We start from the raw sequence: 16,121 nt of genomic DNA on the forward strand, positions 1-16,121 counted from the left end.
GGAAATAAGATGAAAAATAAAATTAAAAATATATTCAAAAAAGAAAACGATCCGTTATCTCCTGAAGAGAAGTTGAAGCTTATAGAAAGCTCTTCAAAATTAGTTGGACCAGGTGTTTTCTACTCAACAATAATTGTAATTACATCCTTTTTGCCTGTATTTCTTCTCACGGGAATGGAAGGCAAGTTATTCGGACCATTAGCTTGGACGAAATCGTTTATACTGATAGTTGATGCTTTTTTAGCCATTACACTTACACCAGTGCTAATTAGTTTTTTACTAAAAGGAAAGCTTCGTCCAGAAGATAAAAATCCAATTAACAAAAAATTGGAAAGCATTTATACGCCCATTTTAATTTTTTGTTTAAAATGGAGGAAAACGGTTTTGGGCATCAACGTAATTGCCTTGCTGATTGGCGTATTGATGTTTACAAGGCTTGGTTCGGAATTTATGCCTCCTTTAGATGAAGGATCTGTACTGTTTATGCCAGTCACTTTGCCGGATGTATCAAACTCCGAAGTAAAGAGAATTCTTCAAGTTCAGGACAAATTGATAAAATCAATTCCCGAAGTGGCTCACGTGTTGGGAAAAGCAGGGAGGGCAAATACGGCAACTGATAACAGTCCAATAAGTATGGTTGAAACCATTATTTTGCTAAAACCTCAAGCAGATTGGCGAGAAGACAAAACCAAAAATGACATTATCACGGAAATAAACAACAAATTGCAAATCCCTGGTGTGACCAATGGTTTTACGCAACCTATCATCAACCGTATCAATATGCTTTCAACAGGAATCAGAACTGATGTAGGAATAAAAATCTACGGAGCAAGTTTGGATACCATCAATGTTTTGGCTCAAAAAATTAAAAAAACATTGGAAGGAACTTCGGGTGTAAAAGATTTGTATGCTGAACCAATAACAGGTGGAAAATATATTGATATTGAAGCAAAAAGAGACGTTATCGGCAGATATGGACTAAGCATAGATGATATAAATAACGTGGTCGAAGCTTCTATTGGTGGTATGAAACTAACCACAACTATCGAAGGAAGACAGCGTTTTTCTGTAAATGCTCGATATGCACAAGAATACAGGAATAGCCTTGAGGCCTTAAAAAAACTACAAGTGCAAACAATGGATTTTGGCCCAATACCATTAGAAACTGTAGCTAATGTAAAAATAAGTGATGGCCCTCCAATGATAAACAGCGAAAATGCAATGCTCCGTGGCACGGTGTTGTTCAACGTTCGGGAACGTGATTTAGGAAGTACTGTAAAAGAAGCGCAGAAGAAACTCGATGCAATGATGACTAAAATGCCAAAGGGATATTATGTGGAATGGAGTGGTCAATGGGAAAATCAAATCCGAGCCAACAAAACATTAAGTTTAATATTGCCCATTGTTGTGGTCATAATATTTCTTGTTTTATATTTTACGTATCATTCAATGAAAGAGGCGTTAATTACTATGATTACAGTACCTTTTGCTCTAATTGGAGGTATTTTTATGGTTTATTTTTATGGAATTAATTTATCCGTTGCTGTTGCAGTTGGATTTATTGCACTGTTTGGAATGGCAATCGAAACGGCAATGTTAATGACCATTTATTTGAATGAAGCTATGAATAAAATGGTAGAAAAGTACGGAAATAGCAAGGAAACCATAACAGAAGAAATATTGAAACAATATATTATTGATGGTTCGGCCAAAAGGTTGAGACCAAAATTGATGACGGTTTCAGTTTCCTTATTTGGATTAATCCCCATTCTTTGGGCAACAGGAACAGGATCCGACATAATGCTTCCCATTACTGTCCCATTAATTGGGGGTACCATTACTTCCACGATTTATGTATTATTAGTAACACCAGTTGTTTTTGAGATGGTAAAACTTCGAGAATTAAGAACAAAAGGTAAAATAGAACTTATAGATGTTAAAGAATAAATTTTATATAGCCATAAGTTGTTTGATTTTAAGCGCCACTAATTTGGTAGCTCAAACACTTTCTTTGGATAATGTTTTGAGTACAATCAAGACAAATAATCCTCAATTAAAAATGTACGATGCCGATATTCAAAGTATGGATGCAGCTGCAAAGGGGGCAAAAAGTTGGATGCCTCCTCAAGTAGAGACGGGCTTTTTTATGGCACCTTACAACGCCAAAATGTGGAAAGCAGATGGTGCATTTCCTGGAATGGGGAATTATATGTTGGGCGTTACACAAATGATACCCAATACTTCCAAACTAAAAGCAGATTTTAATCTAATGAGTGCAATGTCTTCTGTTGAAAAAGAAAATAAAAACTATACGATTAATCAATTGAAGGCACTAGCAAAAACAAATTATTATCAATGGTTGCTTTTAAATAAAAAAATAAAAATTGCCGATGATAATTTGTTGCTTTTAGACTATATGATTAAAAGTATGGAAATACGGTACCAGTATAATATGGATAAACTACCTACCTATTACAAAGCGAAATCGCAATATAGCATCCTGCAAAATATGATTCTAATGTTGAAAAATGATATTTCTCAAAAAAGAATTATGCTGAACACCTTGATGGCAAGAGATAAAAACACCGCATTTGAAATTGAGGAAACCTACGATATAAAAGATTTCAATTCGGTAATATCAGATACCACTTCTCTTTCGAAAAATCGAAGCGATGTACAAGCCATCGAAAAAACGATGGAAATAAATCAGCTCAAAATTGCAGCCGAAAAAACAAAATTATTACCTGAGTTTGGTATAAAATACGACCATATGTTTGCTTTTGGAACACAACCTCAACAGTTCTCCTTGTTGGGAATGGTTACTATTCCTATGCCTTGGTCAACCAAAATGAATAAAGCCAACATCAATAGTTTTAAAATTAAAAATGAAAGTCTGAACTGGCAAAAACAAATGATTTTGAATGAAGCCACAGGAATGATTTCGGGAATGAATACAGAACTGACTTCCTTAAAAAAACAGTACGAAATCGCCCAAAAAAGTATCATACCTGCTTTACGAAAAAATTATGAAACCGCAATCTTGGCTTGGCAAAACAACACTGGTGATTTATTTGTCACTCTCGATGCTTGGGAAGCATTAAATATGGCTCAAATTGATGCCTTGGACAAATTGCAAAGTATTTTGGCAGCACAAGTAGAAATTGAAAAACAATTAGAAACCAAATAATTATGAACAAGTATATAAAGTATGGTTTAGCTCTTATTGTAATTTCCATTATTGGAATTGCAATCTATTTTTATGTTATAAAATCAGACAATCATTCAGAAACGGAACATCAAAAAGAGGTTTACACCTGTTCGATGCATCCTCAAATCATTAGAGACAAACCCGGAAATTGTCCTATTTGCGGAATGACTTTGGTAAAAAAAATAACAGGGAATAATTCCGCTGACGACAATTCAATCGACAATCTTATTAAACCTACCAACAATTTTATAGTAGGGAATTATCAAACTACAACGGCAATAGACACAACCTTTAATAGTGAAATAAATTTACCAGGCATTGTGGCATACGACCCTAATTCATCAGTAAACATTGCAGCTCGAATGAGCGGAAGAATAGAACGAATGTATGTCAATTATAAATACCAAAAAGTAAATAAAGGACAAAAACTATTTGATTTATACAGCCCTGAATTACTGACGGAGCAACAAAACTTCATTTATATGGTCATTAATGATGCTGAAAATCCTTCGATTATTAATGCATCCAGACAAAAATTGTTGCTTTATGGAATGACTCAAAATCAAATAAATGCGCTGTCTAATTCCAAGAAGGTAAACCCTCTAATAACCATTTATAGTCCTGCTTTTGGAATTATTGACGGAACAGGAACGATGGATGATACAACTAATGCCGTTATGCAAAGTACAAGCAACAACACTGAAGTTTTGGATGTTAAGGAAGGAAATTATATAAAAAAGGGAGAAGTGGTTTTTAAATTATTAAATACGGATAAAGTATGGGGAATATTCAATGTAAGCCAAAGTTACAATAGTTTAGTCCAAGCCAATCAATCCATCAGAATTACTACCGAACTAGACAAAGAGGATTTCTTTGATGCAAAAATAAATTTTGTCGAAACACAATTAAATCCAGCTGATAAAACCAATAGAATTCGAGTTTATTTAAATAACAATAAATTGAAATTACCAATTGGTTTGCGATTGCAAGGAGTTGTGAAAACAAATCCAGCGAAAGGAATTTGGATTCAAAAACAGGCAATGGTAAGCATTGGAAACAAGAAAATAGTTTTCTTGAAGATGGAGAATGGATTTAAAGCATCCTCCATAAAAACAGGAATTGAAATGGATGATTTTATTCAAATTATTGAGGGCATTTCTGTAAAAGACACTATTGCCAAAAATGCACAATATTTAATTGACAGCGAAAGCTTTATTAAAAACGAATAATGATGAAGACAATAAAAAAAATCAGCTTACTATCAATACTATTTTCGGTAATGATAGCTTGTAATACTAAAGACAAAGAAGATCATAGCAAACACAATAAGAGTGCAGCAACAACATTTTATACTTGTTCTATGGATCCACAAGTTAAGGAAGATAAACCGGCAAAATGCCCCATTTGCCATATGGAGTTAACTCCCGTAAAACAAGATGACACAGAGGCTAACGAAATAAGCTTGAGTAAACAGCAAATACAATTGGGTAATATCACTATCCAAACTATTTCAGAAACTCAAAGCAGTTTAGAGCAAAATTATACGGGAGTTTTGACAATTAATCAAGAGAAAATCAAAACCATTTCAGCAAGAGCAATGGGACGAATTGAAAAGTTGTATTTCAAAACCGTCGGCGATTATGTGGCTAAAAATCAAGCCGTATATCAATTGTATAGTGAAGATATTGCCATTGCAAAACAGGACTATTTCACGGCATACAAACAACTAGCAATGCCGGGTGATTTTGGGAAAAATGCCAAAAATATGCTTAATGCAGCAAAACAAAAACTAGTGTTCTTTGGTCTAACCAATACCCAAATTGAAAGCTTAAAAACAAACAAAGATGTTTCTCCTTATACGATTTTTTACAGTACTGCGAGTGGAACAATATCGGAAATAAGTACCACCGAAGGCAGTTATGCAATGGAAGGTTCCAGCATAATTAAATTGGCAGATTTAAACAGCCTTTGGTTAGAAACACAGGTCAACGTAAACTATGCCAAGAATCTAAAAATAGGACAAAAAGCCCAAATTACCTTTGCCGATTATCCTGATAAAACCATAAATGCGCAAGTTTCTTTTATCAATCCGGAAATAAATCCAGATACGCGTCTGCTTTTAATTCGATTAGATATACCAAATCCAAATTTGCAATTAAAACCAGGGATGCAAGCTATGGCAAAATTGACGCAATCTAATCTAAAAGGATTGTATATCCCTATTGATGCAGTGATCAGGGAAGAAAACGCCTCTTATATTTGGGTAGAAAAAAGACCAGGAGTATTTGAAAACGTAATGGTTGAAACAGGAATAGAAGCCAATGGAATGATAGAAATAAAATCAGAAATAGATCCTGCAAAAAAAGTGGTGATTACCGGTGCCTATGCCATAAACAGTGAATATAAATTCCGTAAAGGAAGCGACCCAATGGAGGGAATGAAAATGTAACTAATACCAAACTATGATACATACTTACAGTATTACTGGAATGACTTGTGATGGTTGTCGAACCAAAGTCGAAAAAGCATTGAATGCACTTGATGGTATTGAAGCGAAAGTTTCATTAAACCCACCAATAGCAACTATAACTATGGATAAACACATTCCAACAATACAAATGCAAGAAGCATTAACCGCCGTTGGAAAATATACCATAGAAATGAGTAATGCTAAAAACCCACAAAAAGAAACAACAGATGAACCAACAGCAAAATCGTGCTGTTCCACACATTCTCATAGTGATAAAAAGGAAATAATCATACCAAGTAATGCCAAAGGAAAATACTATTGTCCAATGCATTGTGAAGGCGAAAAAACGTATGATAAAGCGGGGGATTGCCCTGTTTGTGGAATGCATTTGGTAAAAGAAGCAGAAGTTGAGGCAAATAATACATTATATACTTGTCCGATGCATCCCGAAGTGATAATAGAGCAATCGGGTTCCTGCCCTATTTGTGGAATGGATTTAGTGCCTATGAATCCAACTGATACTGAAGACCAAAAGACCTATAAGGATTTAGTCAAGAAAATGAAAATAGCAGTAGTATTTACAGTTCTTGTTTTCGCGATTGCTACTATAGAAATGATGAATAACAGTCCTTTATTAAAAATAATGGATGCCTCAAAATGGAATTGGGTGCAATTGCTGCTTTCGCTTCCTGTAGTTTTTTATGCCTGTTGGATATTCTTTGTTCGTGCTTGGAAATCCATCATTACTTGGAATTTAAATATGTTTACCCTTATCGGAATTGGTACAGGAGTTGCATTTTTATTTAGTTTAGTTGGTATGTTTTTTCCTGATGTTTTCCCAAGCGAATTTAAAACCGAACACGGAACAGTGCTACTATACTTCGAAGCAACAACAGTTATTCTGACTTTAGTTTTATTGGGTCAACTATTAGAAGCCAGAGCACACAGTCAAACCAGTGGAGCAATCAAGGAATTATTAAAACTGGCACCAACTGAAGCTACTTTGGTTATTGATGGAAGTGATAAAGTAATTTCCATTCACGATATCAAAAAAGGCGATTTATTGCGAGTAAAACCAGGAGACAAAATTCCAGTTGATGGAAAAATAACCGATGGCGAAAGCAGTATTGATGAAGCAATGATTACAGGCGAACCCATTCCAGTGGATAAAAAGAAAGACGATATTGTAATTGCAGGTACTATAAACGGTAACAAATCCTTTGTTATGATTGCCGAAAAAGTAGGTTCAGAAACCTTGCTTTCTCAAATTGTGCAAATGGTGAATGATGCTTCCCGATCAAGAGCGCCAATTCAGAAATTAGCAGATAGTATATCCAAATATTTTGTACCCATTGTAGTAATCATTTCTGTAATTACCTTTTTCATTTGGGCAAAGTTTGGTCCCGAACCAGCATTGGTTTACGGATTTATAAATGCAATTGCGGTTTTAATAATTGCTTGTCCTTGTGCATTAGGTTTGGCTACGCCAATGTCCGTTATGGTTGGTGTTGGTAAAGGTGCACAATCGGGAGTTTTGATAAAAAATGCCGAAGCATTAGAAAATATGAACAAAGTAAATGTTCTAATAACCGATAAAACTGGGACAATAACAGAAGGAAAACCTTCCGTAGAAAAAATTTATTCATCAAATAACGAAGAAGATACTTTGTTACAAAGCATTGCTTCCTTAAATCAATACAGCGAACATCCATTAGCCCAAGCGGTTGTAAATTATGCAAAAACAAAAAACAGTACTTTAATAGAAGTAAAAGATTTTGAAGCCGTAGCAGGAAAAGGAGTTACAGGAACAGTTACCAATAAAAAAGTAGCATTGGGCAATAAAAAACTAATGGAACAAGTCAATGCCACTGTTTCTGCTGATTTAGAAAACAAAATCATATCTGAACAAAAACTAGGAAAAACCGTTTCCTATATTGCTGTTGATGGCGTTGCAGTTGGTTTTGTCTCAATTACGGATGCTATAAAAACATCAAGCGCAGCAGCCATAAAAGAACTAATCCGACAAGGAGTTGAAGTAATTATGCTTACTGGCGATAATGTAAATACCGCCAAAGCAGTTGCCGATGAACTAAATTTAGCATCTTATAAAGCAGGTTGTTTACCCGAAGATAAATTAAAAGAAATTAAGCGATTACAAGCCGAAGGAAAAATTGTAGCAATGGCAGGCGATGGTATAAATGATGCTCCAGCATTAGCACAAGCCGACATCGGAATCGCAATGGGAACAGGAACTGATGTGGCTATTGAAAGTGCTAAAATCACTTTAGTAAAAGGCGATTTACAAGGCATCGTAAAAGCCAAGAAGTTAAGCCACGCCGTAATGAGAAACATCAAACAAAACTTATTTTTTGCTTTCTTCTACAATGTTTTAGGAGTTCCAATTGCAGCAGGAGTATTATATCCATTTTTTGGAGTTTTACTCTCGCCAATGATTGCAGCTTTAGCAATGAGTTTTAGTTCGGTTTCTGTAATTGTAAATGCGTTACGACTACGAACTTTAAAACTATAAATATAAAAATGAAAAAAACTATCTTATTAAGCATAATGCTTTTACAATCAGTAATAATTGTCGCACAAGACAAAGTTCAAATCAGACTAACGGCACCTAGCCCAGCAGCATCTTTTGAGCAAGAAGTAGGTAGCGCAAAAATTAAAATGACTTACAGTCGACCATTAGTAAGAGGTCGAAAAATATTTGGCGAGTTAGTGCCTTTTGATAAACTTTGGCGCACTGGTGCTAGTGATTGCACTGTAATAACCACTTCCGAAGATATTTCTTTTGGTAACAATATATTAAAAGTGGGTAGTTATTCCATATTCTCAATTCCTTCAATAAATGAGTGGACTATAATTGTCAATACAGATACAACTTTACACGGTGAAACTGGATATGATGAAAAAAAAGACGTTATGCGTTTCAAAGTTCCTATTGAAAAGAGTCCCAACTTCTATGAAACATTTACAATTGAATTAAATGACATCAATAGCAAAGGAGAAGCATTTATAAAAATCCTTTGGGAAAATACAATGGTTAAAATACCAATAAAGAGTAAGGAAGACGATACCATAGTAGCATTAATAGAACAACACATCATTAAAGGAAAAACTCAAGACGCCACTTTATTATTTCAGGCAGCTAATTATTATTACGGTACGAATAGAGATTTTAAACAAGCTATGGTATGGCTTTTAGAAGCTGAAAAATTAAATCCTCAAAATTTCTATTACCCAAATTTGAGACAAAAAATAGCTTCAGAATTAAAAGAGTATGTTACAGCAATTGAAGCTGCAAAGAAAGCTCTGGCACTGGCCGAAAAAGAAAAAATGAAAAGTGACATCGTTACATTAAAGAAAAGAATAGCTGATTGGGAAATACTATTAAAAAATTAAAGTCACCATAAAATGCGAAACATCAAACAAAACTTATTCTTTGCTTTCTTTTACAATGTGTTGGGAGTTCCAATAGCAGCGGGTGTTTAATATCCGTTTTTGGTATTTTATTATCTCCAATGATTCCAGCTTTAGCAATGAGTTTTAGCTCGGTTTCTGTAATTGTTAATGCGTTACGATTAAGAAATTTGAAATTGTAAAAAAGAATAAAAAATAAGTTATAGCTGTATTAAAAATGAACAACCTTACTCAAATAATCCAACAATACAAAACCGATACCGAAAGTGTTTATACTACTTGGTTTGTAGATAACGACCAAAGATTAAAAGCCTTTCGGACTATTCGCCGTGGCGTTTTACAAGTGATAGACGATATCAAAAACAAAACTTTTCCAAACGATTTTAAAGGCAGTAGTTTAGAATTTGTATTGAATTGTATAGCAGAACAAAAACAGGTTTTTGTAGGCATAGCACATCCTTTTTATTGGAAGCCCAAATTAAGAATTCCTGATATTTACGAGAACCTAAACAATAAAATCGCTTTTGGCCAATTTCTTGAAAATTGCATCAATGCCAAAACTGAAGAACAAGTTGTAAAAGAAATTGTAAAACTAGACGAACTCAAAATAAAAGGTTTGGGTCCAGCAGTGGCCAGTATTTTATATTTCTTGCATCCAACTTGGTTTCCACCATTCAATACAGCCATTCTCAACGGATTTAATTTTCTGTTCAAAGACAAAAAGAAGTTAGGAAGTTGGACAGAATATCTTAAAATTAGAGAAACACTAATTGAAACCAACAGCAAATTCAAAAGTGAATTATCAAATGATTTAGGAGCAATTGCAGGATTATGTTTTGAGATTGGAACCCAAAAAATGCTTATAGGTAACGATGAATATTTAAGTGAAGAAGAACGCACCAGGTTTGAAAAAAACATTCTAAAACGCCAAAAAGAAATTCAGGAAGAAAAACTAGAAGAAAATCTGCATAACGAAATGCAATACCATTTATTAAAAATTGGAGTTTCGTTTGGTTATGATGTTACTCCAGCCAATAATGATAAAAGCAAATCATTCAATGGTCAAAATTTTTCATTTATTTCACTTAGTAAATTCCCAGAATTACCAACAGATAAAGACACGCAAAACACCATAAAACTAATTGATGTACTTTGGTTTCAAAAAGGCACAAACAAAATTGTTGGAGCGTTTGAAGTAGAAAAAAGCACCAGTATTTATTCGGGTATTTTACGCCTTTCTGATTTATATTTTAGTATTTCTAACGGCGATGAGGTATTTTATATCATCATTCCGGACAGTCGAGAGAAAGATGTGATACAACAATTGAATAGACCCGTTATAAAAAACTCAAAAATGAATATCAAATACATTCTATTTTCAGAATTAAGAGTCAACTGTGATGCGATTTGCAAATTTGGCTCAGATTATTCAATAATGGAAAGAATTGCAAAATCAATCTAAAAATGAAACTAAAATTAGACCTTTCAATAATTTTATAGGTTAATCTTTTTTAATTAATTTACATACAAAAATTGAACCCCAAAATCAACCAACTTCTCTCCAACCTCAACGAACAACTGAATTTTATTGATTTAGAAATTACTGACCCCATAAAACACGCTGAAAAAGCAATAGAAATGATTGTCAAATCATTAGGAAATTTAAAAGTAACAATTATAAAAACCAATTTTAGAACCCAAACCGAAGAAATACTTTTTTTCAAGGAATTTAAGCCACAATTTTTTTCGAAATTAATATTTCATACAAAAGTGCTAAAAATCGAAACTAAACGACCAAAAGGAACAGACAGATCTCAAAAGAAATATTTACTAAACGAATTAGATAAATTAAATCATTATTTCGATAATAATTTGGAGTTTTATCAATATTACAGAACAGGAGCAATTTTCCTTGATGAAAAATATTTTTTAAGAGGAAAGTATGATATTAGGTTATCTTTAGATACTTTTTTCTTCACTTCAGACCAAGAATTTAATACAAGTCACGATTTTAAAGTATCAAAAATATTAGCCAACGATTTACTTGAAATATATCTAAAAGAACAGCTGACAATATTAGACAGAAAAGAAACAATGACAACCAAAACACAAGCATTACCAAAAGTAAAACTCACTTGGACAGAAAGTAAATCGGCATTAATTGAAACGATATATGCCCTTTATTATCAAGGCAGCTTCAATAATGGGAATGCCGATATAAAAGACATAGCAAACTATTTTGAAGCGGTTTTTAATATCGATTTAGGTGATGTTTACAGAAGTTGGTATTCCATCAGAGGTAGAAAAACAGAAGAGGCAACATATTTAGACGGTTTAACAAGAATACTAAAGAAGAAAATTGATCAAGAAAATAATAAGTCAAAATAGTAGTACCAAGTTCATACCAAGTTGGCATAACTACACAATAAATTAAATATATAATCTACTGAAAATCAATATTTAAAACTAAATAGTGTTTTAAATATTTAGAAATTAAAAAAGATATTTGATTAAAAACAGTTCAATTCCTTTCCGAGCTGGTATTTTATTAAAACCAAACACATTTTTTATCTGTTTAAACCATAAAAAACAGTAATTAACAAAAAATCGTTACCAAGTTGATACCAACTTGGCAAACAAAATAAATCAATTAATTCAATTTTGTACCATAACAATTTAAAACATCAGTTATGGCAATCGAAGTTATCACTCGCGAAGATTTAAACGAATTTCGTACACTTCTTCTTTCCGATTTAAACACAATGTTTAATTCAAAACCGCAACAGCAAAAACAATGGCTCAAATCTTCCGAAGTCAGAAAGCTGTTAAATATTTCCCCAGGTACTTTACAAAATCTAAGAGTAAACGGAACAATCACTTATACCAAAATTGGTGGTATTCTATATTATGCTAGTAACGATTTAGAAAAAGTTTTAGAAAACAATAAAGTCGAAGCCACACCCAATTTATTCAATCGAAAATAACCTCCAAGATGAATTATATAAAACATCTAACAGGGTTTTTTGAAAAAGTGGCTATTGACAAAACTCTCAATCCTACACACGTAAGTTTGTATGTAGCATTGTTCCAATTCTGGAATTGCAATCGGTTCAAAAATCCAATCAGTATATCTCGTGATGAGGTAATGAGGATAAGCAAAATAAGTTCCAAAGCGACATACCATAAATGCCTTAAAAACTTACATTCACTAGGCTATATCAATTACGAACCATCCTACAATCCATTTAAAGGAAGCCACGTGTATCTATTCAATTTTTCAGATGATTTAAAACCAATTCCCAAAAATGAAAAAATCACAATACCAAAAAATGAACCTGTTTTTGAACTAGTTAATGAACAAGTAGTGAACAAGCTTTATACTGGTAGTGGTACAAGTAATGAAACAGGTACTGAACAAGCTCTAGTACCTTATATAAACAATACAAACATACCAAACATTTCAAACGATTTAAAGATTGTAAACTTGGACGAGCAAGCAAAAAATTTTGAAATTGATGATGGTTTTCTAAAAAATGATAATGACGAAATGCCTTTTGCATTCGCCGACACCGATAAAAATAAAACTGAAAGTGGTCGGCAAAAAGAAAAAAAGTTGCGCGAAAAAAAGAAAGAGTTTCTTGTCACTTCGAGCGTGTCATCCAGAGCGCAGTCGAAGGACGAGAAGCCAACTATCGAAAATGTCAAAACCTACTTTCTCGAACAGAATTTTCCAGAACTCGAAGCCAATAAATTTTTCAATTATTTCTCCAGCAACGGTTGGCTAGTTGGTGGCAAAACCCCAATGGTCGATTGGCAAGCCGCAGCACAAAATTGGATCTTAAACGCACCAAAATTCATTTCAAATGAACCACAATCCAACAGAGCAAAACACCTCAACACAGGAAACGATAAAGACTATTCAGAGCCACTTTAACCTGAACTTGTTTCAGGTTCTTTGCGAACCCTGCGTTGTCATCCTGAGCTTGTCGAAGGACTTTGAGCACTTTGCGGTTAAATCCTAAAACCTATGGAAACAGAAATAAAAACCCATTACAACTACCAAGAAGTAATCCTTTGGCTCGAAAAAAAAGGCATCGAATTATATGGAAATCATTTCAAAATACTTGAAACTGATTATCCCATAATTTACAAACTCATCGCCTATTTTCTACAAGACGAACCAACTTGTTTTCAATTTGGCATTATCCTTAACAAAGGAATTTTACTTTCTGGCCCTGTTGGTTGTGGTAAAACCTCACTAATGAATTTGATGAAATATCTAGCACCAACCGAACATAAATTTTTCGTAAAACCGTGTAGAGACATCAGCTTTGAATTTATCCAAGACGGCTACCAGATAATCCACAAATACAGCAAAGGAAAACTATACGAATCAGAACCCAAAACAATATGCTTCGACGATTTAGGAACAGAAAATAACCTAAAATACTTTGGCAACGAATGCAACGTAATGGCAGAAATTCTATTAAGTCGCTATGATATTTTCACAACTAAAAAAGTCCTAACGCATATAACTACAAACCTTTCAGCAAGTGAAATAGAAACCCAGTACGGAAATCGTGTCCGCAGCAGAATGAGAGAAATGTTGAATTTAATAGCATTCGATAGAACTATACTTGACAAACGATGAATCAAATAACTAACTTCTGGAATTACTTCAAACAAAACAACTTTGTTTTTCTATTACTAAACGAAATCTCAAACGACGAACTAAAAATTCATTTTGATAAATTAATTGCATTATTACACAAGTATAACAAAGATTTAGATCTAATCATAAAAAACAAAAGCAATGGAGCTGAACTAATCATTACTGCAAGTGGAAATCCCTATCTTTTCAAAGAAGTTGAATTAATATTACATTATGCTCCAGTTGTAGAACGTTGGAAAATAATACCTTTTTTACAACCCGAAACAAATCTTTCTAAATACCAACAGGGTATAGATAAACCAATAGAAAACTATGGAATTTCTTTAAAAATAAGCGAAATGTATTTCGAACCAATCAAAATTAAAAACAAACCTTTAGAAATAGGAATTAGAGTGTATATCAAAAACCATATAGTTTACAAAGAGAACCCAAGATTAAGAGAAACTGTTTACATTCACCTAGAACATTTGCTGGGAGAAAAATCTTTTGCAAATGATATTAGCTTGATTGATATTGCTCAAACGCCTTGTGATTATAATGAATTAAAACTTATGGAGCTTTATAATCTAGCAGTTTATTTGAAGTCTTTATAGGAAGAGTTTAGTTAGTCTTAAAGTAATGATTAGTCTAATAAATATTTAATTAACCTGATTTGAAAATTTTGATTTATATTTGAGTTTAACATTGATTTCTTTCTTAAAATACATTTCATCAAAGATATTTTGTAACAATGGATCAGGAATTATAAAAGCATTATTACTTATTAGCTTTTTTAAACCAATCGAATTTTTTAAAAACATTGCGCAAATATCTAATTCATCGGCTGACATAATTTTTCCATTTAATGATTGTCTAATTTCTAAATATTCCTCAAATTTCCGATAAGGATTATTAAACTTCTTATATAAACTCAAAAGAAATATTTCTAAATCATCTATAAAAATTGATAATGGATAAAAATCTTCTTCGTTTTCTTTTTCTAACAAAAGACTTAAATCTGTTTGTATTGCGCCATATCTTTCAAGTGTAACAACAATCGAAAATACATTTAAAATATGATTTGTGCTAATCTTAACTTTCTCATTTTTGGTTTCAATAGTTATTTTATCATTATTGAATATTCCATTTTCAACTCTCAAACACTGATTATATCCTTCTTGAATAGACGTTTTAAAGTCTTCTTTAATTCTTGTATAGGCCTTTTCAGTATTTCTTAAAGGCTCTCTAAATTTGGATGTTTTACACTCTATGATGTATGCAATTTTATTGTGGATGATTAATATATCTTGCTCACTTCCATTTAGATAATAATTGTGATATACTTTAGTATTTTTATCCTTAAAAAAATTCTTGAAAATTTCTAAAGTTTCCTCTTCAAAAACTAATTTACCTCTCCGTTGATAAAGTTGAGTTAGTGATTTTTGATTATCTCCAAGAATAGTAAAAAGATGATTATAAATTGAAGTTGGTATTTGCTTTTGAAAAATGTTTAAATATTCGTTATCGTTTAACTTAATTATGGGTTTTAAATCAAGAGGATTCTTTTGTGTGTAAAATGTAAAATCTATTTTGTCTTTTAAGTCTATTGAAAATATATTGAGCAAGTAATCTAATTTATCTCCATCTATGAATGTAATAAAATCTGATTTTGTAAAAAGCAAAGGCAAATGTGGTCTTTCATAAAAATCAAGGAATTTTGACTTTGTTTCTTCGGATAATTTATTCAAATCAAATCCATCCTTATCTCTCACAGCATAATAAAAAGCTTTATCAAATAAGAACGATTGTGTATCATAAACTTTCTCTTTATAAATTTTTTCAGTTAAATAGTAGAAATCAATAAATGAATACAAATCTAATCCTGTCTTTTCCTTAATCTTTTTATCATAGGGACCAAACATATTTATGATATGATTGATTTCTTGCTCAACAAAATTTAATACTCCATTTTGAAAATAATTTTTAAAAGTAGTTTCGTGAATAAATAAGTCATATTTGATTTGTGAATCTTTATGCAAATACTTTTCAGTGTAATTAGTTGCCAAAAAGGAACTAACAATTTCATTAATTAAATCAGCTATTCTAATTAAATCCTTTTTTGTTTCTTCATTAAATTCAAAGTGAATAGATCCTTCATCTAATGATAATCTTAATGTTATAAGGTATAGTGAATCTTTCAATTTAGATTTTATTTTTTCAGAAAATTCTTCAAAACCTCTGATAGTATTATTTCTAATAAAATCAGCAAAAAAACCGATAAAGCTTTCTTTGGTGTAAACAGAAATAATTGATTTAATCTCTGATGATTTTTTTTCTAAATCTATTTGAACCATATCACTTAT

General features: G+C 32.4%; 13 protein-coding genes and 1 pseudogene. 13 read left to right on the forward strand and 1 reads right to left on the reverse strand.

What is annotated here, in order from left to right:
- Positions 1-9: 9 nt before the first annotated feature.
- The 13 genes and pseudogenes from ACSVH2_RS08350 (at position 10) to ACSVH2_RS08410 (ending at position 14,372) form a co-directional block, all read left to right on the forward strand.
- Entirely contained in the window at positions 10-1,947 is a 1,938-nt protein-coding gene (locus tag ACSVH2_RS08350) for an efflux RND transporter permease subunit (RefSeq protein ID WP_438092711.1), read from the forward strand.
- Entirely contained in the window at positions 1,934-3,187 is a 1,254-nt protein-coding gene (locus ACSVH2_RS08355) for a TolC family protein (RefSeq protein WP_438092712.1), read from the forward strand. The genes ACSVH2_RS08350 and ACSVH2_RS08355 overlap by 14 nt, the downstream gene beginning before the upstream one ends.
- 2 nt (positions 3,188-3,189) lie before the next feature.
- Entirely contained in the window at positions 3,190-4,437 is a 1,248-nt protein-coding gene (locus tag ACSVH2_RS08360) for an efflux RND transporter periplasmic adaptor subunit (RefSeq protein WP_438092713.1), read from the forward strand.
- A 2-nt stretch (positions 4,438-4,439) separates the two neighbouring features.
- Positions 4,440-5,657 (forward strand): efflux RND transporter periplasmic adaptor subunit, encoded by a 1,218-nt coding sequence (locus ACSVH2_RS08365; protein ID WP_438092714.1) that lies wholly within the window; start codon positions 4,440-4,442, stop codon positions 5,655-5,657.
- 13 nt (positions 5,658-5,670) lie between these two features.
- Positions 5,671-8,208, forward strand: a complete 2,538-nt coding sequence (locus ACSVH2_RS08370; RefSeq protein ID WP_438092715.1) for a heavy metal translocating P-type ATPase — start codon at positions 5,671-5,673, stop codon at positions 8,206-8,208.
- Positions 8,209-8,216: 8 nt separating this feature from the next.
- The gene (locus tag ACSVH2_RS08375) at positions 8,217-9,089 is read left to right on the forward strand and encodes a DUF2911 domain-containing protein (RefSeq protein ID WP_438092716.1); all 873 of its coding nucleotides are present in this window, start codon (positions 8,217-8,219) and stop codon (positions 9,087-9,089) included.
- Positions 9,090-9,289, forward strand: a pseudogene (locus tag ACSVH2_RS08380) (hypothetical protein); the annotation flags it as partial.
- A 35-nt stretch (positions 9,290-9,324) separates the two neighbouring features.
- Complete coding sequence (locus ACSVH2_RS08385; RefSeq protein WP_438092717.1) at positions 9,325-10,569, forward strand: hypothetical protein; 1,245 nt, start codon at positions 9,325-9,327, stop codon at positions 10,567-10,569.
- Between the two features lie 71 nt (positions 10,570-10,640).
- Positions 10,641-11,495: an RteC domain-containing protein gene (locus ACSVH2_RS08390; RefSeq protein WP_438092718.1), complete on the forward strand. Its 855-nt coding sequence runs from the start codon at positions 10,641-10,643 to the stop codon at positions 11,493-11,495.
- 302 nt (positions 11,496-11,797) lie between these two features.
- Positions 11,798-12,091, forward strand: coding sequence for a helix-turn-helix domain-containing protein (locus tag ACSVH2_RS08395; RefSeq protein WP_438092719.1), 294 nt, complete (start codon positions 11,798-11,800; stop codon positions 12,089-12,091).
- An 8-nt stretch (positions 12,092-12,099) separates the two neighbouring features.
- The gene (locus tag ACSVH2_RS08400; protein WP_438092720.1) at positions 12,100-13,041 is read left to right on the forward strand and encodes a transcriptional regulator; all 942 of its coding nucleotides are present in this window, start codon (positions 12,100-12,102) and stop codon (positions 13,039-13,041) included.
- Positions 13,042-13,134: 93 nt separating this feature from the next.
- Positions 13,135-13,758: an AAA family ATPase gene (locus tag ACSVH2_RS08405; protein WP_438092721.1), complete on the forward strand. Its 624-nt coding sequence runs from the start codon at positions 13,135-13,137 to the stop codon at positions 13,756-13,758.
- Positions 13,755-14,372: a hypothetical protein gene (locus ACSVH2_RS08410; RefSeq protein ID WP_438092722.1), complete on the forward strand. Its 618-nt coding sequence runs from the start codon at positions 13,755-13,757 to the stop codon at positions 14,370-14,372. Before ACSVH2_RS08405 ends, ACSVH2_RS08410 begins: the two co-directional genes overlap by 4 nt.
- Positions 14,373-14,417: 45 nt before the next feature.
- Here ACSVH2_RS08410 and ACSVH2_RS08415 read toward each other — a convergent pair whose 3' ends face one another.
- Positions 14,418-16,112 (reverse strand): NERD domain-containing protein, encoded by a 1,695-nt coding sequence (locus ACSVH2_RS08415; RefSeq protein ID WP_438092723.1) that lies wholly within the window; start codon positions 16,110-16,112, stop codon positions 14,418-14,420.
- Between the last annotated feature and the right edge of the window lie 9 nt (positions 16,113-16,121).

It is taken from the genome of Flavobacterium sp. RSB2_4_14 (assembly GCF_051547085.1).
In the GTDB taxonomy this organism is placed as follows: domain Bacteria; phylum Bacteroidota; class Bacteroidia; order Flavobacteriales; family Flavobacteriaceae; genus Flavobacterium.